The organism is Nautilia abyssi, assembly GCF_055388085.1.
Map to the genome: position 1 here is coordinate 582,257 of NZ_AP042376.1, position 22,207 is coordinate 604,463.

Below are 22,207 nucleotides of genomic sequence, written 5' to 3' on the forward strand. Positions count from 1 at the left end.
TGCTTCACAACTTTATTATATTTCTGCGTAACCGACGCTAAGCGCTGCTTTTAGGTTTCCGAGTTCTTCTAAAACCTCGTCGTTAACGTCATTGTCTACAATAATTACAGCCATAGCCTGACCTTCTTTGTTTCTTCCGAGTCTGAAGTCCGCTATGTTTATGTTGTATTTAGCCAGAGTCATTCCCACCTCTCCGATAACTCCAGGTACGTCTGTATTTTTGAAGAAGATCATTTTACCTTTAGGCTCAAATTCAAGATCGAAATCTTTAAATTCTACGATTCTAGGATGATCTTCCAGCATTGTGCCGCTGATTGAATATTCTCCGTCGTCAGTAATAACTTTTATGTTTACAAAATTTTTGTAAGTGTCGTTTTTAATTTCTTTTGTTTCGCTTACAATGCCTTTTTCGGTTGCAATAAATTCGGCATTAACGTAGTTAACGTTTTCTGTTATGTTTTGTAAAAGGCCTACTAATGCAAACGTAAGCACGGATTTGTTTTCTTTAGATATGTCTCCGCTTAGATTTATTTTAACTTTTTTGATTGATTTGTTAATAACCTGAGACAGGATATATCCCATTTTTTGTGATAATTCCAAATATTTAATAACCCACTCAGGAGTATTTGCGGTATTGATAGGAAGATTGAGTGCATTTGGATAACTGCTGCCTCTTAATGCTTCAATAATTCCCTGAGCCGCCTGCACTGCGATTCTTTCCTGTGATTCTTTTGTGTTGGCTCCGATATGAGGGGTTACTGATGTGTTTTCAAGTTCGAAAAACGGATGTTCGGTTAGAGGCTCTTTATTAAACACGTCGATTCCAAGCCAAGCTATTTTACCTGATTTAAGTGCTTCTGCAACGTCTTCTTCGTTATAAAGCCCTCCTCTTGCACAGTTGATAAGCACAACGCCGTCTTTCATTTTTTCAATTTCTTTTTTAGTGATCATATTGATCGTTTCTTTTGTTTTAGGCGTATGTATAGTAATGAAATCACATTTAAGAATTTCGTCGAAATCAGTCGTATATTTGCATCCAAGATCCGTCGCTTTGCTAGGGTCGATATACGGGTCGTAAGCAATTACGTCCATTTCAAGGGCTTTAGCTCTGATACCTACCCTGCTTCCGATATTACCGAATCCGATAATTCCAAGTTTTTTACCGGCAAGTTCGATTCCCAGCCATTTTTCCCTGTTCCATTCTCTTTCTTTTTTCAAATTCCAAACGGCGTTTGTAAAACTTCTTGCAGCAGTCAGAAGGTGTGCCATTGTAAGTTCCACAGCAGCTAAAGTGTTTGCGGTAGGAACGTTCATAATAATTACGCCTCTTTTGCTTGCAGCTTCCATATCTACATTGTCAACACCTACACCGGCTCTTACAACCGCTTTTAGTTTTTTAGCGTGAGATAGGAATTTTTCGTCAACAGGAGTCGGGCTTCTTGTAATAACGCCGTCAGCGTCTTCGATTACTTTAAGAAGTTCGTCTTTTGGAGTTTTGCTTGCATCTACAAGCTCAATATCTTTGGCTTTTTTAAGTATTTCAAATCCCGCAGGATGAATCGGGTCACATACTACTACTTTCATTTAGATCCTTTTTATTATTTTTTCTACTTTTATTTTAAAATTGTAACTTTTAAACAGTTTGATTATTCTTTCCGCCTGTGACAGCGATTTGAATAAAATAAAAATTTCGGTTTTTTTCTTTTCCAGCATTGAGTATACAATGCCTTCGTTTTCCAATATAGCTTTTATGTTAAATACGGCATATTCATCGTTTGTGTTAATAACGACTTTATAGAGTACAATATTTTTATACTCTTTAAAATCGATTTTCATGAATAATTCTCTTGCCGGAAACGAATAGCTTTTAAAAGAGAGATTTAAAACATCTCCCTGAGTTTTGATTTTTGTAATATTCTGTTCGGTTGGTTGAATTCTTTTAATCTCCGGCTGTGAAATTTTATCATAAGTAACAAATAAAATTATCGATATTATTGCCGTTAAAATAAAAATTACTATTTTCATTCAGCAAGCTTAACTCTTTCTCCGTTTATTTCAATGATTTTGCCTTTAAAATCATCTCCAATGCTGTATTCGTTATTGTAGTCTTCTTTTCTGACTAAAGCTTCAATATCGCCTAAATCAATAAACATTCCAAAATCGGTGATATATTTTACTTTTCCTTCGACTTCGTCCCCGACTTGATGATTTTCGGCAAACGTATCGTAAGGATTCGGCATAGCGTCTTTTCTTGAAATGATAACTTTGTTTTCTTCAGGAGCTATTGTAATGATTTTGAACTCCATAGTATCGCCGATATTAAAAATCTCGCTTGCTTTTTCGCCTTTTTTGAATGATGCGAATTTATTAGGAAGAAGCGTGCTGATTCCGTCTATTTCAACAAAAGCGCCTACATTGATGAATTTTGTGATAATTCCTTCAACCACATCTCCTACGTTATATTTTTCTGAAAAAATTTCGGCAGGTTTAGTTAAAAGATTTTTTCTTGAAACTCTTAATTTTTCTTCTTCAGGATTGATTTCCACTATTTCAACTTCTATTTCGTCGCCTAGCGTCAGATCGTTTATACCGTCCCAGTTTATTTCGCTGATATGTAAAAATCCTTCAACTCCGTTGCCTAAATCAACAAACGCACCGTAATCGGTAATATGAGAAACGCTTACTTTTACAACATCGCCGATATTAAGTTCTTTTACTTCTTCCCAAGGGTTCGGAAGCGTTCTTTTTATAGAAAAAATTCTTCTTACCGGATCGATAAGTTTAACCTGTACTTCGTCACCTTCGCTGATATACTGGCGATGGTCAATTTTTTTATAAAAAATTTCTTCTTTAGGAACAAATCCGCTTATTCCGTCAACATCGATTACGATACCTTTAGGTTTTACTTTTGTAACTACTGCGTTGATGATTTCATCGCCTTTGCTCTCAAGTTTTGCCTTAATATCGTTTAAATACGCTTTTCTATCTACCACAACCGAGTTTTGTTTGAATTCTTTTACATATGCTTTTACCGTTTTTCCGATTACGCTTTCGTCTTCTTTCAGTCCGCTTAAACTTTTAGGAAGAAAAATTTCCTGTCCGTCAACGTATCCGACAAATCCGCCTTTGATTAATTTTTCAATTTTAAACTCTACCACATCACCGATTTTTAATTCACTCATGCTAATTCCTTTATCTTTGAGATTATTTTTTCAACCAACCATTCAGGTGTAGAAGCACCTGCGCTGATGCCGCAGTGCTTTTTACCTTTAAACCACTCTTTATTTAACTCTTCTTCACTTTCAACCAAGTAGGCTTCGCAAAACTCTTTGGCAATATTATATAACTGTTTTGTGTTTGACGAGTTTTTTCCGCCGATTATTATCATTATATCCGCTTTTTTAGCCAGTTCTTTTACTGCATCCTGGTTTTCAAAAGTCGCATTGCATATTGTATTATAAACTCTCACTTCTTTATAGTTTTGTATTAAGTATTCAGTTATTTTTAAATAATCGTTTATTTTTCTTGTTGTCTGCGCCACGGTAGCTATATGTTCTTTTAATTTTATGTTTTTAAGCTCTTCGGGAGAGAGCACCACAAAAACCCTGTCATGTGTACAATAACTTACGACACCTTTGATTTCGGGATGGTTTTTGTCTCCGAAAACAACAATATCATATCCCTGTTTACTCATTTCCTCTACGATTTCCTGAGGTTTTTTAACAAAAGGACAGGTTGCATCTATTATTTCAACATCTTTTTCTTTAAGTTTCTGGAGATTCTGTTTAGGTATTCCGTGTGTTCTGACAATGACTCTTTTAATATTTTCGTCGATATCTTCTAGACTTTCTATATATTTGACGTTGTAATTTTTAGCAAGCCTGTTTATTTCAAGAGGATTGTGGATAAGAGGTCCTAAAGTTACGGCGTTTTTTGATTCTTCTGCGATTTCGACCGCTCTTTTTACCCCGAAACAAAATCCATAGCTTTTGGCTTTTTCAATTATCATCATCAACCTTATAATCAGCTATTTTGGCAAAAAGTTTGAAAAAATTCGGAAAGGATGTGTTTATACTTTCGGCTTTATCTATTTTCATACCGCAAAGCAGTCCTAATACGGCAAAACTCATTGCTATTCTATGGTCCCCGTGAGAGTCTATTTGTGCTTTTTTCGGAATCCCTCCGGTAATTTTATAACCGTCTTCAAACTCTTCAGCTTCGATTCCGCAAGCTTTAAGCCCGTTTATAACTGTTGAAATTCTGTCTGATTCTTTTACTCTCAGCTCTTTTGCATTTTTTACCGTGCTTGTTCCTTCGGCAACGGCCATCGCCATAGCAAGAGCCGGAAGCTCGTCTATGAGCCATGGAATGTTTTCACTGATTTCTATAGCTTTGAGTTTAGCGCCTTTTACGATTATATCGCCAATAGGCTCGTATTTGTCTTCTTTTAAAACATACTCGATATCTGCGCCCATTTTTTCCAGAGCTTTATAGCTTTCTATTCTTGTAGGATTTAGTGTTACGTTTTTAATGACAGCCGTTGAATCGGTAATAGCGGCAGCAACTGCGAAGAAAAACGCACTGCTCGGATCGTTTGGGACAGTAATGGTTAAAGGGTTTAATTTTTTTTGTAAAGGATTTATTGTAATTTTACATTTTCCGTTTTCAATTGTAGAGTTTAATTCAGCACCCATGCCTTTGAGCATTCTTTCCGTATGATCGCGGCTAAGTATAGGCTCTTCGTAATATGACGGCTTATCTGCGTTAAGAGCGGCTAAAATCATTGCGGATTTAACCTGTGCTGAAGCTATTTTGCTTTTATAGTTAAATGATTTAAGCTTGCCGCCTCTGACGGCTAACGGAGCCAGGTCCCCGTTTTTTCTTCCGTCTATTTTTGCTCCTATGCTTCTTAAAGGTTCGGCAACCCTTTTCATAGGGCGTTTTCTTAAATACTGATCCCCCGTAAGAACAAAAAACCCGTCTATTCCGGCTAAAAGCCCCATATATATTCTGATTGTGGTGCCTGAATTTCCGCAGTATAATACATCTTCGGCTTCTTGGAGTCTCTCAGGAGCTTTAATAGTTATAACATCTCCGTTATCAGTAACTTCGGCTCCCAATGATTTGGCTATTTCTAAAGAATTTAGGGTGTCTTCAGCCCTTAGATAGTTTTGAATAACATTTTCTTTTTCAGTTAAAAGAGAGAAAATCGCACATCTGTGCGAAATAGATTTGTCAGCGTCAACCGTAAACTCTTCTTCAAACTTTCTTCCACCAACTACTTCTAATATCATCTAAGCTTAATTCCTTTATTTTCCAGTGCTGTTAAGATTTTTTCAATTATAGCATTAATTTCATCATCTGTTAATGTTTTTTCACCCTGAATAATAAATCTGATGGTAAGTGAGTTGTTTTCACCCAGATCGTAAATATCTATAGGATAAAATTCTTTCAGTTCTTTAATGTTTAAAGCATCTATTATTTTATACACTTCTTTATATGTAAGGTTTTTATCTACAACAAGACTTAAATCCCTCGTAACTTTAGGAAATTTATTGATGTCTTTTGCCAGTTTCATTTCGCTGCTGAGTTTCATAAGATCTATTTCGGCAAAATAAGTATCTTCAATATCAAAATCTTTTGCAACTTTCGGATGAAGTTTTGCAACAGTTCCTATTGATATACCGTTTTGAATGATTTTTGCGTTTTGGTACGGATGAGCAACAGGGTGCGGATCGTTTTCTACAAGTTCGAATTCTCCGATAACCTGCGCAAGTTTGTCTACCATCGTTTTAAAATCTACGTTTTTAGGCTTACCGTGGTTTAGCGGATTTTCATAATCTTCCTGACCGCTTATTACAAAAGCGATTTTCTGTTTTTCTTCTCTTTTTTTATTGTATACGCTTCCGGCAGTAAACAGATATATTCTTTTATATCCGTTTGATCTATTTCTTGATATGTCTTCAAAAAGCTGCAGTAAAAGCGTACTTCTAAGCGTATCAAGCTCTTTAACTATCGGATTTATTAAATCTAAATGCTCGTCAACAACGTTAAAGCCGTATTTTTGCAGTCTTTCTTTATCGTCAAATACAAAATGCAGTGTTTCGTAAAAGCCTTGAGAGACGGCTTTTTGTTTAATATTGTTTAGAAAATCATGAAATTCGATAATTTCGTTTATTCTGTTAGTTTCCTCAAATTTAAGAGGTTTGGATTTTATTTCGTCAATACCGTATATTCTTAATATTTCTTCAGCAACATCCTGAATGTTTTTAATATCGCTTCTGAAAACCGGAACTTTTATTTTCATATTTTCTTCGTTTAAGACTTCCACGTCAAATTTAAGTTTTTTAAGAATTTCCACAACGGCCTTTTCATCTATATCGGCACCGATAATACTTCTTATTTCCTCTATGTTAAGATTGATGTATTTAGGCTGAATTTCGTTGATTAAATCGATATTTCCTGAATAAACCGGCAGATTTGTTTCTTTTATGAAATAATTTAGCCCGAATTCCAAATCTGGCTCGCTTCCGCGGCTTGCTCTAAAGAAATATTCGTCCGTTTTAAGACCGTTTAAAAACACTATTTCGCTTACATAATCAGGATCTATATAATTTGCGTTTATTACATAATCGTTATTTTCATCAAGTTCTATTTCGTTTTTTACGCCTACAATGTATTTTCCGTTTTTAGTATTGAATATGTCTATGCCTTTTTCGCTTTCAAAAGAGACTTCTCCTGTGTTGCTTAGTACAAGCAGCACTCCCGTGGCGTGCATTGCGTATTTTACAAGTTTGTCACTGTGGTTTTTGGCTTCCACTTCGCAAAGAGCAAGTCTTAAATCGATTTTAAGATTAGATTTAAGCTGTCCGTTTATCGCTTTTAAAAGATGGGATGAGTGTTTGACTTCACTCTTAGTTACGTTGACTAATCTGCCTATACCTTCTTGAAGCTCTTCAAATTTATACTCCTGCTGAAGCAGGTCTATATTCAGTCCGGCACTCAGCTCCCTCGCAATACCGTAAATACTGAAGCTGTCTCCTCTGTTGGCAGTAACGCCTAGCTCGATTACTTCGTCATTTAAATATTTGCCGGCGTATTCACCGATCTTTAGCTCTCCTAAAGAATCGTCCATAATTATAATGCCTTCATGAAAATCAGGAAGCCCTATTTCCCTTGCTGCGCAGATCATACCGTTGCTTTCTACGCCTCTTAATTTTGCTTTTTTAATTTTAAAATTACCCGGAAGCACTGCTCCGACTTTTGAAACAACAACATATTCAGCATTTACAACATTACTCGCACCGCAGACTATTTGAAGAACTTCATCGCCTACGTCAACTTTACAAACATTCAGTTTGTCCGCATTCGGGTGTTTTTCACACTCAATTACCTTGCCTATAACCACGTTTTGAGGAACTTCATATTTCGTATAACCCTCTACTTCCTGACCTATTCTGTTAAGTGTGTCGATTATTTCCTGTGTAGAAATATTTTCTAAATTGATAAATTCCTCTAACCATCTTCTTGTTACTATCATTTAAACTGCTCCATTAATCTAATATCTCCTTCATACATGCTTCTAAGATCGTTAATTCTGTGTAAAAGCATTGCAAATCTTTCGACTCCAAGGCCGAAAGCGTAACCGCTTACATTTTCATATCCCACGGCTTTAAATACGTTAGGGTCTACAACACCGCAGCCGAGAACTTCAAGCCATCCGGTATGTGAACACACTCTGCATCCTTTTCCTTCGCAGAATATACAGCTGATATCAACTTCTGCACTTGGCTCCGTAAACGGGAAAAAACTCGGTCTGAATCTAACCTTAACATCCCCGAACATATGTATAAGAAAACTTTCCAGTATGAATTTCAGATTAGCAAAGCTGACTTTCCCGGCTTCATCGACTACAAGCCCTTCCACCTGATGAAACATAGGAGTATGAGTTAAGTCGTAATCTCTTCTGAATACAGCTCCGGGACTTATCATACGGATAGGAGGTTTTTGTTTAAGCATTGTTCTTATCTGAACAGGCGAAGTATGTGTTCTTAAAAGACTTCCGTCTTTAAAATAAAACGTATCCTGCATATCTCTTGCCGGATGATACTTAGGAAGGTTTAACGCTTCGAAGTTATGAAAATCGTCTTCAACCAAAGGACCTGTTTCGACGCTGAAATTAAGTTTTGTAAAAAAGTCTATAATTTTATTCATTGTTTCAGTAATAGGATGAACCGCTCCCGTTGTTTTAGGCACGAAGCTCGTAACATCAATTTTTTCTTTTTTAAGTTTTTCTTCAAGCAGTTTTTCTTCAAGCTCTTTTTTCTTTTCGGCAATCATATTCAGAGCTTTTTCTTTTAATTCGTTAAGCTCTTTTGCCACTTCTTTTTTCTTCTCAGGCGCAACATTTTTAAGTTCTTTGAACTTTTGTGTAATAACACCGTTTTTACCAAGAAGTTTTATTCTTATTTTTTCAAGTTCTTCAAGGTTTAAAACTTTGCTAATTTCTGATAAATCCACCAAAATCGTCCTTTTATTTTTTAGGTATAATACTACCAAAAAAACAGGAGGCTTTCAATGGATTGTATATTTTGTAAGATTGTAAACGGAGAAATACCTGCAAATAAAGTTTTAGAAAACAACAAATTTATCGCTTTTCATGATATTAACCCTATCGCACCGGTGCATGTACTGATTATTCCGAAAGAACATTTTGCCAAATTTGATGAAACACCTGCGGAACTGATGCCTGAACTTGCAGGATTTATAAAAGACGTTGCGAAAGAGCTTAACATTACTGATTACAGACTGATTACCAACAACGGTAAAAACGCTGGACAGGAAGTATTTCATCTTCATATTCATATGGTTGCCAATCCAAACGGAAAACTGCTTTGGCCTAAATTAGCCTAGCTTTTTTCTTTTTATTTGATAAAATTCCGATAAAAAGGGTCTGAATGAAATATGTTGGAGCACATGTAAGTGCAGGCGGCGGAGTTGAAAATGCCGTAAAAAACGCCGTGGAAATCGGAGCTGACGGATTTGCTTTATTTACAAAAAACCAGAGACAGTGGGTTGCCAAACCTTTAAGCGAAAAATCTATAAACAAATTCAAAGAATTGATGGACGAACACGGTTTCAGCGCCGAGGGAATACTGCCTCACGACAGTTATCTAATAAATCTCGGTCATCCGGAAGAGGAAAAAAGAGAAAAATCATACAATGCGTTTGTAGATGAAATAAGAAGAGTCGAACAGTTAGGTTTAAAATATTTAAACTTTCATCCCGGAAGCCATCTTAAAAAAATAACCGAAGAAGAATGCCTGGATTTAATAAGCGAAAATATCAACAGAGCCATTAAAGATACAGAATATGCCGTGCTTGTATTGGAAACGACTGCGGGTCAGGGAAGCAATCTGGGATATAAATTTGAACATCTTGCTTACATAATAGACAAAGTCGAAGATAAAAGCAGAATCGGCGTATGTATTGATACGGCTCATATTTTTGCTGCAGGGTATGACATAAGAACAAAAGAAGCATATGATAAAACAATGAAAGAATTTGATGAAATTATAGGGTTTAAATATCTTAAAGGTATGCATATTAACGATTCAAAAGCCAAATTCGCAAGCCGTGTGGACAGACATCATTCACTCGGTAAAGGAGAAATCGGAATAGACGCGTTTAAATTTATAATGCAGGATGAAAGAATTGACAATATTCCACTGGTTCTTGAAACGATTGAGCCTGAAATCTGGGCTGAAGAGATAAAACTGCTTAAAAGTTTTGCCGATGTATAAGTATCTGAATATTAAACAGACACCGAAACTAAGCGGTTCCATCGAAATAAGCGGTGCCAAAAACGCCGCACTTCCTATTATCGCTTCAACCATTCTTGCCAAAAACGATGTATTTTTAACGAATGTGCCTGAAGTTGCGGACGTTAAAACGCTGCTTAAACTTTTTAATCTTTTAGGCGCAGAATATGAATTTGAAAACAACAGTTTAAAAATCAATACCGACGGTATAAACAACACAACCGCCGTATATGAGATCGTAAAAACGATGAGGGCTTCAATTCTTGTACTCGGGCCCCTTCTTTCAAGATTCGGAGAGTGTAAAGTTTCGCTTCCGGGAGGATGCGCAATAGGTGCGAGACCTGTTGATCTGCATTTAAAAGCGCTTGAAGCCATGGGGGCGGAAATAAAAATAGAAGGCGGATACATCCATGCGACAGGAAAATTAAAAGGCGCTGACATTATATTCGACAAGATAACCGTAACAGGTACAGAAAACATCGTAATGGCGGCAGCTCTTGCAAAAGGCAAAACAAGGGTTATAAACGCTGCAAAAGAGCCTGAAGTTATACAGCTTTGCGAAATACTTCAAAACGCCGGAGTGGAAATCGAAGGAATCGGAACAAACGAAATAATCGTACACGGAACCGAGGGAGAACTTTTAAACTTTAAAGAAGAAAGAATCATTCCTGACAGAATCGAAGCCGGGACATACCTTGCCGCAGGTGCTATAACAAACTCTCAAATCACCCTTAAAAACGTCATTCCTTCTCATTTAGAAAGCGTCCTGGTAAAATTTTCTCAAATGGGATTTAAACTTGAAGCAACCGAAAATGAAATTACTATTTTTCCAGCACGAAAAATTCTGCCGACAAACATTTCGACAACGGAATTCCCGGGATTTCCAACCGATATGCAGGCTCAGTTTATGGCCATTGCGACTCAGGCTGAGGGAGTCAGCATTATAGAAGAGAGACTGTTTGAAAACAGGTTTATGCATGTTCCTGAACTTAACAGATTGGGAGCAAATATAAAAATTCAAAGTAAAACGGCTACTATTCAGGGTCCTACCCCTTTAGTCGGTGCGGATGTTATGGCTACGGATTTAAGAGCATCTTCAGCTCTCGTACTTGCCGGTCTTATTGCAAAAGGCGAAACAAACGTTCACAGAATTTATCATCTTTTCAGAGGATATGAAAAACTGACTGAAAAATTCAAAGCGTTGGGAGCGCAGGTAGAACTAAAAGACGAGCCTTTACCTTAATATTTCAAAATATATTCCGGCCGCTTCCTTTTTATCAAGTTCTTTTCCCAAGAACAGCTCCATTGCCAAAACTCCCTGATATACAAGCATATCAAGCCCTGTTTTGGTTTTAAGATTATATTTTTTTGCAAGTTTTAAAAAAGGTGTTTCTTTCCCGTATATTACATCTACCGCATATTTGGCGTTTAAAAAAAGATTTTCAAGAATTTCTGCAGGAGCCGGGTAAGTTTCATCACTGAGCCCGGCGCTGGTAGTGTTAATTATAAGGTCATATTCAAAATTTCTAATATTTTCCCATGTATAGTATATTTTATTTTTTTCTTTAAAATAAACAAGTCTGCTTTCGCTTCTGTTTAAAATGTCGGCATGAGGCAATACAAGACTGAGAGCCTTTGCCGTTCCCCCTGCTCCTATTATCAAAACTTTTTTATAATCGAATTCTTTAATCGCTTCCAAAAAACCGGGCGCGTCTGTGTTATATCCGATAATTTTTCCATTTTCTTCTACAAGAGTATTTACGGCTCCTATCTCTTTTGCGATGCCTCTTGTTTCGTCACAAAGTTTAAATGCCCATTCTTTATGAGGAACCGTTACGTTTGCGCCTTTTATCTTAAGCTCTTTGAATTTCTTTATAATTTCTTTACCGTTTTCAAGTTCGTATCTGCCGTAACACTCATTGATTCCTGATTTTTTGAAAAAATAATTATGCATTAAAGGAGATTTGGAGTGAGATACGGGATTTCCGAAAATTAAAAACATCTGAAACCTTTATCTTGTAAGATAGAAATAAAACTCTTCATTGTCAAAATAAAATTTAACCTCAATGGCTTTTTTATCTGCCACAAGAGATTTCAGACCTTCAAGATCGTCAAACACTTTCGGGAGAGTCATATTTATTTCAACATCATGTTTTGCAAATTCCGTTTTTGTATTACCCACTATTATATTTGCAAATTCAGCCACTATATCATGCAGTTCTTCTTTTGTTTTTGCTTCTTCGCCTAAAAGTATCTGTGAAATTCTTTTGGTTAGTTTTTCACTGAAAATAAGTACAACCATTCCGTCAATATCACCGTAAAAACCTAAACTGCTGGCTACATAGCTGCTGCTGGAAAGGTCAAGTTCCATTTTTGTAAGTTCAGGTTTTTCTTTTTTTGCCTCTATTCCGGTCATAAGTTCTACGGTATCAATGGTTGAATTTACAAAGTAAGGCAGCAGATTTACAAGCTCTTTAGTTATTTTTTTCTGTTTTTTATAAATAACGTCCATATTTTTCTTTGCTTCTTCCAAAGCTTCCGATTTCATAAGCTCTTCTTCATCGGCAAAAAACAAAAAGCCGACAACTTCCAGATCAGTGAGCATTTTAGGCTGCACGTTTTTCGCATTTAAACCCACAATAGCCATCAACGCACCGTATTCCGCACTTTCTACGCCTAGTTTGGACAAGAAACTCACCGCATGAATATTAAGCCCCTTGACATTGTTCATATTAAACACAAAAACCCTGAAACCTATACTCAGACTTCTTCTGAAATAATCTATATCAAATTTTTGGGCGATTGAAGTGTCCAAAAAACCGTCAAAATAAAAATACACAATATTGTTTTTTACTATTGCGCTGACTCTGTTTGAAAATTTTGAAATAATACTGTCTTTTATAACGATAGCATCGTCTTTGTTTTTAATGTCTTCTTCGCTGTTGACAGAAATCGGCATATATCCTTTTTTAACCAGATGATAAATTATCAGATTTTTATTTTCATCGTTGTTTATGCAGCACAGGTATATGTCTTTATCAATGATATCATCACTCGTAAACAGTTTTTCAACCTCTTCCGATTCGTATAGATTAAAAAATCTGTTTTCTATTTTTAAAGCCAGATTGTAAACGCTTTTATTCGCGTTAAAAAAGCAGCACTCTATATCTTTTTTGTACAGTGTTTCAAATATGTCGTTTAAAAATCTTATTGCGTTTATATTGGCGCTTACCACTTTTTCAAAATCGATACTGACATATTTTATCTTTCTGCTTTCAAAGCTTTTTATATCGTTTGGAGTGATAATAAGCGAAGCATTGTTAGCATCCAAAAATCCCTGAGGCCTGTAATAGACCTTTGAACCCAAATAACTTTTAACAACCCCCATTTTTCATCCCTTTGTTATAACTCTTTTAATGTAGCGACAAGAGCACCGAGTTTATTATTTACTTCTTTATATTCAAGTTCCGGTTTGCTGTCGGCTACAACACCTGCACCTGCCTGGAATATAACTTCATCGTCTTTAACAAGCGCCGTTCTTATGGTAATAGCCGTATCCATATTCCCGTCAAATCCGAAATACCCAATACTGCCGGCATAATATCCTCTTTTTAAACCCTCATATTTTGCAATTAATTCCATTGCTTTAATTTTAGGAGCTCCCGTCATGGTTCCGGCTGTAAATGTGGCTTTAAACAGATCAAACATGTCATATTGTTTATCCAGTTCGGCGACAACGTCACTGACAAGATGCATTACGTGAGAATATCTTTCGACTCTCATCAGCTCTTCCACTTCAACGCTTCCGGCTTTGGCTACACGCCCCACATCGTTTCTTCCTAGATCCACAAGCATAATATGTTCAGCAACTTCTTTTGGATCGTTTATCATATCCTGTTCCATTTCCAGGTCTTCTTTTAAAGTGTTGCCTCTTTTCCTTGTTCCGGCAATAGGTCTCAAAAGAATCATATCTTCATTAAGTCTGACCATTACTTCTGGCGAGCTTCCGACAATTGCAAAATCGTCAATATCAAGATAATACAGATAAGGTGAAGGGTTTTTGCTTCTCAGTTTTCTGTAAAAAGAAAGTCTGTCTATTTTCGCTTTTACTTTTAATCTGTTCGAAAGCACGATTTGGAAAATATCACCTGCTTTTATATGCTCTTTTGCCGTTTCGACCATTTTATAAAACTGATTTTTTGAAAATACGAATTTAGGCTCCTCTATTATTTCCGCTTTTTTAAGAGGTATATGTTTGTATGTGGAATTAATAACATCTTTTATAATATAAAGATAGTTTTCATATTTTTCTTCATTGATTACAATAGTCATTTCTGAAGATTTATGAGAAAAACCGATAATGATTTTAGGTCTTATCATATAAAAATCAGGAATATTTGTTTCATCTTTCAGGTTTTCCATTGATTTTTTAAGCACAGGCTCGAAAACTTTTACCATATCGTAACCGATATAGCCGACAAATCCATCTACGAAACCTATTTGAAGTTTACGGGAAAGGTTTTTATAGTATTCAAAGTCAATATTTTTGTAATAGTCTTTCATAAAAGAAAAAGGGTCGGTGTTAAACTCTTTTTCTTCTTTTCCGTCATTATAATAAGTTGTTTCGTTTTTATATTTGATTCTTTCTTTTTCTCCGATAAACAGAAAAGTATAATTTCCGTCCGTATTGTTGATAACACTTTCTAAAAGGAACATCCTTTCATTAGGAAAGAGCTGCTTTGCCTGGTTATATATGGCTATAGGCGAAAACTCATCAACTAAAAACTTGTCATAAACCATTATCTGACCTTATAAATAAACGCGTTTTGTGTAATAGTGTTTTTAATTTTGCTAAGCTCTTTTTTTGCTGTATTTTTATCAAACGGCCCTATTAAAATTTTAGTAACTTCTATTTTTTTGCCGTTTTTGATGTAATACGTTCTATACAGTCTGTAACTGTATCCTTCTCTTTTAATAATTTCCAAAAACTTTTTATTAGGTTTTTTATATTTCATTAAAGCAGCCACCTGAACATAATATTTTTTGTCTGCAACAGTTCTTTTTACATGTTTTACAGGTTTTTCAGCTTTAACGGGAGTTTTTGCTTTTTCTGTAACAGGCTGTTCCTGCATATTTTTATTTGTCTGTACGGACTTTGCAGGTTTTTGAGTTTCCTGTGCAGGAGCCGCTTTGTTAGCTTCTTCGCTTTGTTTTTCATTTTTAATCAGTTTATCGGCAAGATTGCCTTCATTGTTGTTTTGCGCTGTATTGTTTTCTTCTTCTATAGGAACTTCTTTAAACATGGTGTCCTGCTGTTTTTCCTGCTTGATCTGAGGAGGAAGCACTACATTGTCCTGTTTTGAAGTCGTATTATTATAAATAGCAAACCCGAGTATCGCAATTATAAATACAAGAAATGCAATAGCACCGTAAATTAAAGGTTTTTTAATATTTTTTTTATTGTCGTTCAAATTTAGTAAATCGTCTTTGTTAGCCATATTGTCTCCTTTTTGCTACATGTGTCTAGCCCACGCAGCTCCTCTTTCTTTTTTATACAGTTCATAAGGCAAATTTAAAATATTAAATTCGCTAGGCAGCTCGTCAGTCGGAAACACCCTCCACTGTTTAGGAAGTTTTGTAGCCAGTTTCATCGATAATGACTTAGCAATTTGTATTCCTTCGTTTAAAGTCGTGTGTCCTTTATGAATATAAAGGTGCAAATGTCCCGGTGTTTTTGAATGATAAGCCGTAAAATTCAAAAAGCCCTCTTCTCTCAGCAACAGACTTGCCCTGTTCCAAAATCTTTCAGGATCTCTCCCGTTATAATCAAACACTATGTTTTCAACTATATTTCTCTGTCTGTTTATTAAATCATGTGCGACTATAATTTTTCTTTCAGCATGCTCATTCATTATCTGAAATGTTAAAGGTCTGTCGATTTTTTCATATTTGTCAAAATATGTTCTGCCTTTATAAACTATTTTATTTACAATTGTACCTTTATATTCATAATAATAGGATTTATTCATTTTAATTAATGAGATATCAACAGTGTAAGCCAATTTCTCTCCTTTTATTATAGGGGAAGAACCCCCGAAAATTAATAAGTAGGTCTGTCGTAAATAACAAATTTACTTGCAAGTTCTTTAAGTTCAGCCGCTACTTTTTCCTGAAGTTCAAGATTGTAAATATCATCAAGAACATCCGCTATTCTTGTAGCTATAAGTCTGAACTCATCTTCTTTCATGCCTCTTGCAGTAAGTGCCGGGCTTCCGATTCTGATACCTGAAGTTACGAAAGGGCTTCTTTTTTCACCTGGAACTGTATTTTTGTTTACTGTAATTCCGGCTCTTCCAAGTGCCTCTTCAGCTTCTTTACCGCTGAATTCTTTATTTAGGAAGCTTACAAGTACCAAGTGGTTGTCAGTTCCGCCGCTTACGATATCGTATCCTCTTTCAAGCAGTACTTCGGCAAGTACTTTTGCGTTAGCTTTTACCTGTTTCGCATAATCTTTCCAGCTAGAATCAAGGTTCATTTTAAATCCGACAGCTTTAGCAGCGATTACGTGTACAAGCGGTCCGCCTTGGATTCCAGGGAAAATTGCGCTGTTGATTTTTTTAGCGTATTCTTCATTGTTTGTAAGAATAAGTCCGCCTCTTGGACCTCTTAATGTTTTATGTGTAGTAGTTGTTACAACATCGCAATGAGGGAACGGATGAGGATGCTCGCCTGCAACAACAAGACCGGCAATATGTGCTACGTCAGCCATTAAAATAGCACCTACTTCATCAGCGATTTCTCTGAATTTTGCAAAATCGATTTCTCTTGGGTATGCACTTGCACCGCAAACGATCATTTTAGGTTTAGTGATTTTTGCGATATCTCTTACTCTGTCATAATCGATTCTTCCGGTTTTTTCGTCAATTCCGTAAGAGAAACTGTGATAATGTTTTCCTGAGAAGTTAACTTTTGCACCGTGAGTTAAATGCCCTCCGTTGCTTAAGTCCATTCCAAGAAGTTTATCAAGAGGTTTTAGAAGTGCAACATATACTGCACCGTTTGCCTGGCTTCCGGAATGCGGCTGAACGTTTGCGAACTCACATCCGAAAAGTTCTTTTGCCCTGTCAATTGCCAACTGCTCAACTAAATCCGCGTATTCGCATCCTCCGTAATATCTTTTGTACGGATATCCTTCTGCGTATTTGTTTGTAAATACGCTTCCCATTGCTTCCATAACTTCAGGAAGTGTGAAGTTTTCACTTGCAATCATTTCGAGGTGATTTGTCTGTCTTTCAAGTTCTTTTTCAATTATTGAATATACGTCAATATCGTAATCTCTTAAACTCATTTATATCTCCTTTTTTATTTTACGTCGTCTTCGTTTTGAATTTCTTTTTTAGGTTTCATAGTCGGGAACAGTATCACATCTTTAATAGAGTGTGAATTTGTTAAAAGCATCACAAGTCTGTCTATACCTATACCTTCACCTGCGGTAGGAGGCATGCCGTATTGAAGTGCTCTAATGTAGTCTTCATCCATTTCCATACCTTCTTCATCACCTTTAGCCTTAGCTTCAAGCTGAGCTTTGAATCTTTCATACTGATCAAGAGGGTCGTTAAGCTCGTTAAATCCGTTAGCTATTTCGCGTCCTGCAATGAACAGCTCAAATCTTTCGGCTATTTCAGGATTTTCGTCGCTTCTTCTTGCAAGTGGAGAAATTTCAATAGGAAAATCAGTTACAAAAGTCGGATCTATAAGTTTGCTTTCTACAAACTCGTCAAAAAGTTCCGCCCATAGTTTTCCTTTAGAATCAATATGCTCTTCAAGCTCTACCCCGGCTTCTTTTAAATATTTTTTCATTGCATCCGCATCTTCAAGTATCTCTTCTGGAACATTTCCGATTTTTACCAGTGCGTCTTTATATGTAATAGTTGTCCAGTTGTCGAAATTAATAGTCATATCACCGTACTGAAGCTGTTTAGGAAGATTTAATTTTTCAAAAAGATAATCAAACAGTTCTTTAGTTAATTTCATTAAATCTTCTTTTGTGTGATACGCCCAGTAAAACTCTATCATTGTAAATTCCGGGTTGTGAGTCTGGTCGATACCTTCGTTTCTGAAGTTTCTATTTAATTCAAAGACAGCTTCAAATCCGCCTACAATCAGTCTTTTAAGAAACAGTTCCGGTGCAATTCTAAGATTCATATCGATATCTAAAGCGTTATGGTGTGTCATAAACGGTCTTGCGTTAGCACCGCCCACAACAGTGTGAAGCATTGGTGTTTCAACTTCCAAAAATCCGTGTTTTAAGAAGAATTCCCTAACCAATGAAACAATTTTGCTTCTTAATAAAAACGTGTCTCTTACCTCTTTATTCATTATCATATCAAGATATCTCTGTCTGTATCTTGTTTCAACATCTGTAAGCCCGTGGAATTTTTCAGGAAGCGGATGTATTGCTTTTGTCAGGATTTTTACATCGTCAGCATGAATACTGAGCTCTCCCGTTTTTGTTACAAACGGATACCCTGTAACTTCAACGATATCCCCTACTTCCAGATTTTTCTTTAAAAGATTGAATTTGTCTCCAAGTTCGTTTTTTGACATATATACCTGTAATATGCCGCTCATATCTTCAATTTTAAAAAATGCGGCTTTACCCATAAGTCTTAAAAATTTAACTCTTCCGGCAACAGTAAATTTTCTGTTTTCGTCGCGTCTGTTTTCTAAATTTTCAACATCTTTGTTTTTTTCTAAAAATTCTGCGATTTTTGTATCTCTTGCGGCATTGTGTCCGTAAGGATTAATACCGGCTTCTTTTAACTTATCAGCTTTTTGCATTCTGAGTTTTACATATTCGTTACTAAACATTCAGTGTATCCTTTGTATGTTTTAGGTATGAAATTTTAACATTTTTCCCCAGTTTTTCTAAATCCTGAGGTGTAATATTTATGATTTTTTTGCCAATTTTAACTAAAACAGGAAATAAAAAACTGTTTTTAGTCACATTCTTCATTTTTTCCCTGATAAACGCAACCTGCCAGAGCATTGCAATTATAATACTTACAAGCAAAAAGAATTTTGCTCCCGAAAAAATAAAACCCAAAATTCTGTCCAGCACTCCAAGAGCGCTTAACTTGAGTATTTTTCCAAGTAAAAATCCTACAAAAACGGCCAACACCCAAAAACCTACAAAAACAACAATAAATCCGACAAGATCAACAGCCGATTTGTTAGGTATGTTAAAAAGATGGTCATTTATATAAATTCCCGTCTGATGAAAAAATTTAGAAGCTAAAAACAGACCTCCGATAATACCTATAAGGCCGGCAACTTCTTTTATAATACCGTTAAAATAGCCCTTTATTGCCAGTATAAGCGTTATAGCTATAATAATTCCGTCAAATATACTCATATTATTCCTTTATTTCATAACCGTTTCTGCTGATTTTAGCCTGATAAAGTGCATGATCGGCTCTTTTGATAATTTCTTCAAACGTATCGCCTTTTTTATGCTGTGTAAGCCCCACAGACACTGTAACATTAATCAAATCCTCTTTATATTTTAAAAGTGTGGCTTCTATTTTTTTCACTATTCTTTCAATAATCGGTCTTACTTGAGCCATTGTCATTCTGTTGAAGATAATAACAAATTCGTCTCCGCCGTATCTGTAAATTTTATTTTCTTTTCTTATAAGTTTTTTAATAATGTTTGCTATTTTAATCAAAACAAAGTCACCTACTAAATGACCGTATTTGTCGTTGATTTCTTTAAAACGGTCTAAATCAAGAATAGCAATTACCAGATCAAGGTTTTTATCTTTTCCTTTTTCCAAAATCAAATTTAAATCTTTATTTAGAGCCTTTCTGTTATAAACCTTTGTTAAAGGATCTATTAAAAGCTCTTTATATGCTTTATCAAGTTCAGATTCAAGTGCATGGACAGTGTCTTCAAGTCTGTTAATTTTTTGAAGTAAATTTGCACTAAACTGCATTATCACTTCTTTTATGTCATCAACCTGCATAGGGGCTACTTCTTCTATAAGACTTTCCGAGTCCTGCTTGATCTCTTTTGAAACGTTGTTTACTTCTTTAATTGTCTGAACTGTTTTATGTAAAATCATTTCATTAAGATCAGGTTCTACACACATGAGTTTAGGATTAAGCTCTTCAAAAATTCCTTCCTGTTTGACTAAAGATATGAAAACATTCTTGTAATAAAGAGGATACGGGGGTTTATGAGCTTTTTTCAACTCTTGCATTGCTTTTTCGGAAATTTTTATTATTATTTCTTCCATTCTTAAACCTTTTTTGTTATTATCGGAAAAAACCAAATTTAATGAATTATACAAAATTATTTGAAAAAAAGGAGTAATTTTGAGATTAACAAAAGAAAAAGCCGTTGAATTGATTAAAAATGAAGACCTGATTACACTTGGTGAAATGGCTTTGGCTAAAAAAAGAGAACTTCATCCCAAAAAAATAACCACATTTATTGTAGACAGAAATATAAACTATACAAACATGTGCTGGGTAGATTGTAAATTCTGTGCTTTTTACAGACACAAAAAAGACAAAGACGCTTATGTGCTTAGTTTCGAAGAAATAGATAAAAAAATTGATGAACTTATTGAAATAGGAGGGACACAGATACTTTTTCAGGGCGGTGTTCATCCTAATCTCAAAATAGATTTTTACGAAGACCTTGTAGAGCACATCCATAAAAAATATCCGCAAATTACCATACACGGGTTTTCTGCGCCTGAAATAGACTATATTGCAAAAATATCAAAAATATCTATTAAAGAAGTGCTTGAGAGATTAAAGGAAAAAGGATTAAGCTCAATTCCCGGTGCAGGAGCCGAAATATTAAGCGACAGAGTAAGAGATATAATAGCTCCAAGAAAAATCGATACCTCTAAATGGCTTGAAATTCATAAAACGGCTCACCAGATTGGTATGAAAACAACAGCCACAATGATGTTCGGAACAGTAGAAACTATTGAAGAAATCGTCGAACACTGGAATCTTATCAGAGAACTGCAGGATGAAACCGGAGGATTCAGAGCATTTATTATGTGGAGTTTTCAGCCTTACAATACAGCACTTTACAATGAAGGAATCGTAACTAAAAAAACATCCTCAAACAGATATTTAAGATATCTGGCCGTTGCCAGACTCTTCTTGGATAATTTCAAAAACATACAATCCAGCTGGGTTACCCAGGGAAGCTATATCGGTCAGCTTGCACTGCAGTACGGGGCAAACGATTTGGGTTCCACCATGATGGAAGAAAATGTTGTAAGAAGCGCCGGAGCACAGAATGCAATGAATCAGCAGGAAATGATAGAACTGATAAAAGACGTGGGGGAAATCCCGGCTAAAAGAAACACGGCATACGAAATTTTAGAAATATTTGACTAAGGGCACTCAGGTTCAAACAGTGTAAGCCTGCGGCTTAACTGTCCGAATTTCCATTCCCTTCTTGATTCTTTAACGAGATTTTTGTCTATATTTGTTATTAAAAGCTCTTCTTTGTTTCCAAGTGAATTTATAAGCTCTCCGTCAGGACTCAATACAAAACTTTCACCGTAAAACTCCCATTCGTTCCAGCTGCCTACCCTGTTTACGCGGGCTACATATACGTTTTTTATGAATGCAAACGTTTTCAAAAGCTCAAACCATCTTTTTGACGAATTAAACGTCCCTACACTCGGAACAATAACCACATCGGCTTTTTTTTCTGAAAAATAATCCCAGTATTTACTGAAATGGGCTTCAAAACCAAACATTGCCCCTACTCTTATATTACCTATAGAAAAAATGAGAGGTTTTGATTCTTTTTTGTCAAAAAAGGAATCTTCATTCCAGTGAGGATAAGGCATTAAAATCTGCTGGTAATAAAACCTTGCTTTGCCTTTTTGAAATCTGACAAGAGATTTATATTTTTTCCCGCTTTTTACAATAATCAAAGGTGCTATTATAGTGATGTTATATACCAAAGAAAGTTTTTTTAACAGCTTAAGCTGATGATTGGACTGCTCTTTTATGAAATTAACCGGAATTTTTTCAAGCTCTTTAAAAAATCTGTTTAAAACATATTCGGGCAGAACAAACAGCTTAGCGCCTTCGGTTTTGGCGATATTTAAATAATAATTCAGTTTGGCTTTGTCAAAAGGCAGTTCGGCGCTTTGAAGAATCGCAATTTTCATTTTACTTCTTGAAACTGCAGTTTGGCTTCTTCAATCATTTTTGTCGCCTCTTCTAAAAGCTTGACGCCTTTTTTATAAAACTCCATAGCTTCATGCAGAGTTATTTCCGGATCATTCAGCTTTTCAAGAAGTTTTTTGGCTTCATTTAGCTTTTTTTCAAAATCCTGCATTAAT

At 35.7% G+C, this 22,207-nt stretch carries 22 protein-coding genes; 4 read left to right on the forward strand and 18 right to left on the reverse strand.

Annotation, left to right across the window (positions count from 1 at the left end):
• Nucleotides 1–15: 15 nt before the first annotated feature.
• The 7 genes from serA to pheS are packed head-to-tail and all read right to left on the reverse strand — an operon-like array spanning nt 16 to nt 8,523.
• A complete protein-coding gene (gene serA / locus ACZ5EP_RS02920) occupies nt 16–1,584 on the reverse strand; it encodes a phosphoglycerate dehydrogenase (RefSeq protein ID WP_464509367.1) in 1,569 nt (522 codons plus the stop codon).
• The gene (locus tag ACZ5EP_RS02925) at nt 1,585–2,025 is read right to left on the reverse strand and encodes a hypothetical protein (protein ID WP_464509368.1); all 441 of its coding nucleotides are present in this window, start codon (nt 2,023–2,025) and stop codon (nt 1,585–1,587) included.
• Nucleotides 2,022–3,182, reverse strand: coding sequence for a S1 RNA-binding domain-containing protein (locus ACZ5EP_RS02930; RefSeq protein WP_127680342.1), 1,161 nt, complete (start codon nt 3,180–3,182; stop codon nt 2,022–2,024). The genes ACZ5EP_RS02925 and ACZ5EP_RS02930 overlap by 4 nt, the downstream gene beginning before the upstream one ends.
• Complete coding sequence (locus tag ACZ5EP_RS02935; RefSeq protein WP_464509369.1) at nt 3,179–4,009, reverse strand: 4-hydroxy-3-methylbut-2-enyl diphosphate reductase; 831 nt, start codon at nt 4,007–4,009, stop codon at nt 3,179–3,181. Before ACZ5EP_RS02935 ends, ACZ5EP_RS02930 begins: the two co-directional genes overlap by 4 nt.
• On the reverse strand, nt 3,999–5,294 hold the full coding sequence (aroA, locus tag ACZ5EP_RS02940) for a 3-phosphoshikimate 1-carboxyvinyltransferase (protein ID WP_464509370.1): 1,296 nt from the start codon (nt 5,292–5,294) through the stop codon (nt 3,999–4,001). The genes ACZ5EP_RS02935 and aroA overlap by 11 nt, the downstream gene beginning before the upstream one ends.
• Nucleotides 5,291–7,540 carry a phenylalanine--tRNA ligase subunit beta gene (pheT, locus tag ACZ5EP_RS02945; RefSeq protein ID WP_127680336.1) on the reverse strand — a complete coding sequence of 750 codons (2,250 nt, stop codon included), beginning with the start codon at nt 7,538–7,540 and terminating at the stop codon, nt 5,291–5,293. Before pheT ends, aroA begins: the two co-directional genes overlap by 4 nt.
• Entirely contained in the window at nt 7,537–8,523 is a 987-nt protein-coding gene (gene pheS, locus ACZ5EP_RS02950) for a phenylalanine--tRNA ligase subunit alpha (protein WP_127680334.1), read from the reverse strand. Before pheS ends, pheT begins: the two co-directional genes overlap by 4 nt.
• Before the next feature lie 54 nt (nt 8,524–8,577).
• Here pheS and ACZ5EP_RS02955 point away from each other — a divergent pair, with 54 nt between their 5' ends.
• Genes ACZ5EP_RS02955 through murA form a run of 3 tightly spaced genes read left to right on the forward strand, consistent with a single transcriptional unit; the run spans nt 8,578 to nt 11,064 of the window.
• The gene (locus ACZ5EP_RS02955; RefSeq protein ID WP_127680332.1) at nt 8,578–8,913 is read left to right on the forward strand and encodes a histidine triad nucleotide-binding protein; all 336 of its coding nucleotides are present in this window, start codon (nt 8,578–8,580) and stop codon (nt 8,911–8,913) included.
• Between the two features lie 44 nt (nt 8,914–8,957).
• Nucleotides 8,958–9,803 (forward strand): deoxyribonuclease IV, encoded by an 846-nt coding sequence (gene nfo / locus ACZ5EP_RS02960; protein WP_464509371.1) that lies wholly within the window; start codon nt 8,958–8,960, stop codon nt 9,801–9,803.
• Entirely contained in the window at nt 9,796–11,064 is a 1,269-nt protein-coding gene (gene murA / locus ACZ5EP_RS02965) for a UDP-N-acetylglucosamine 1-carboxyvinyltransferase (protein WP_127680328.1), read from the forward strand. Before nfo ends, murA begins: the two co-directional genes overlap by 8 nt.
• On the opposite strand, the gene ACZ5EP_RS02970 is transcribed toward murA, so the two are convergent.
• The 9 genes from ACZ5EP_RS02970 to ACZ5EP_RS03010 form a co-directional block, all read right to left on the reverse strand.
• Nucleotides 11,056–11,823, reverse strand: a complete 768-nt coding sequence (locus tag ACZ5EP_RS02970; protein WP_464509372.1) for a shikimate dehydrogenase — start codon at nt 11,821–11,823, stop codon at nt 11,056–11,058. The genes murA and ACZ5EP_RS02970 overlap by 9 nt on opposite strands.
• 9 nt (nt 11,824–11,832) lie before the next feature.
• A complete protein-coding gene (locus ACZ5EP_RS02975) occupies nt 11,833–13,209 on the reverse strand; it encodes a chemotaxis protein CheX (protein ID WP_464509373.1) in 1,377 nt (458 codons plus the stop codon).
• A gap of 14 nt (nt 13,210–13,223) precedes the next feature.
• Entirely contained in the window at nt 13,224–14,621 is a 1,398-nt protein-coding gene (locus ACZ5EP_RS02980) for an anthranilate synthase component I family protein (protein ID WP_464509374.1), read from the reverse strand.
• Entirely contained in the window at nt 14,621–15,319 is a 699-nt protein-coding gene (locus tag ACZ5EP_RS02985) for an SPOR domain-containing protein (RefSeq protein ID WP_127680320.1), read from the reverse strand. Before ACZ5EP_RS02985 ends, ACZ5EP_RS02980 begins: the two co-directional genes overlap by 1 nt.
• Before the next feature lie 15 nt (nt 15,320–15,334).
• Nucleotides 15,335–15,850 carry a DUF1882 domain-containing protein gene (locus tag ACZ5EP_RS02990; protein ID WP_464509630.1) on the reverse strand — a complete coding sequence of 172 codons (516 nt, stop codon included), beginning with the start codon at nt 15,848–15,850 and terminating at the stop codon, nt 15,335–15,337.
• 71 nt (nt 15,851–15,921) lie between these two features.
• Nucleotides 15,922–17,169, reverse strand: coding sequence for a serine hydroxymethyltransferase (locus tag ACZ5EP_RS02995; RefSeq protein ID WP_464509375.1), 1,248 nt, complete (start codon nt 17,167–17,169; stop codon nt 15,922–15,924).
• A gap of 14 nt (nt 17,170–17,183) precedes the next feature.
• The gene (gene lysS / locus ACZ5EP_RS03000; RefSeq protein ID WP_464509376.1) at nt 17,184–18,692 is read right to left on the reverse strand and encodes a lysine--tRNA ligase; all 1,509 of its coding nucleotides are present in this window, start codon (nt 18,690–18,692) and stop codon (nt 17,184–17,186) included.
• Nucleotides 18,685–19,236 carry a CvpA family protein gene (locus ACZ5EP_RS03005; protein WP_127680311.1) on the reverse strand — a complete coding sequence of 184 codons (552 nt, stop codon included), beginning with the start codon at nt 19,234–19,236 and terminating at the stop codon, nt 18,685–18,687. The genes lysS and ACZ5EP_RS03005 overlap by 8 nt, the downstream gene beginning before the upstream one ends.
• Before the next feature lies 1 nt (nt 19,237).
• On the reverse strand, nt 19,238–20,119 hold the full coding sequence (locus ACZ5EP_RS03010) for a GGDEF domain-containing protein (protein ID WP_464509377.1): 882 nt from the start codon (nt 20,117–20,119) through the stop codon (nt 19,238–19,240).
• 79 nt (nt 20,120–20,198) lie between these two features.
• Between ACZ5EP_RS03010 and ACZ5EP_RS03015 the strand changes: the two genes are divergently transcribed.
• A complete protein-coding gene (locus ACZ5EP_RS03015) occupies nt 20,199–21,245 on the forward strand; it encodes a dehypoxanthine futalosine cyclase (protein WP_127680307.1) in 1,047 nt (348 codons plus the stop codon).
• Here the strand turns inward: ACZ5EP_RS03015 and ACZ5EP_RS03020 are convergent.
• Together ACZ5EP_RS03020 and xseB are read right to left on the reverse strand one after the other, a co-directional pair.
• Nucleotides 21,242–22,033 (reverse strand): carbon-nitrogen hydrolase family protein, encoded by a 792-nt coding sequence (locus tag ACZ5EP_RS03020; protein WP_464509378.1) that lies wholly within the window; start codon nt 22,031–22,033, stop codon nt 21,242–21,244. The two genes, ACZ5EP_RS03015 and ACZ5EP_RS03020, sit on opposite strands and share 4 nt — an antisense overlap.
• On the reverse strand, nt 22,030–22,203 hold the full coding sequence (xseB, locus tag ACZ5EP_RS03025) for an exodeoxyribonuclease VII small subunit (RefSeq protein WP_127680303.1): 174 nt from the start codon (nt 22,201–22,203) through the stop codon (nt 22,030–22,032). Before xseB ends, ACZ5EP_RS03020 begins: the two co-directional genes overlap by 4 nt.
• Nucleotides 22,204–22,207 lie beyond the last annotated feature (4 nt).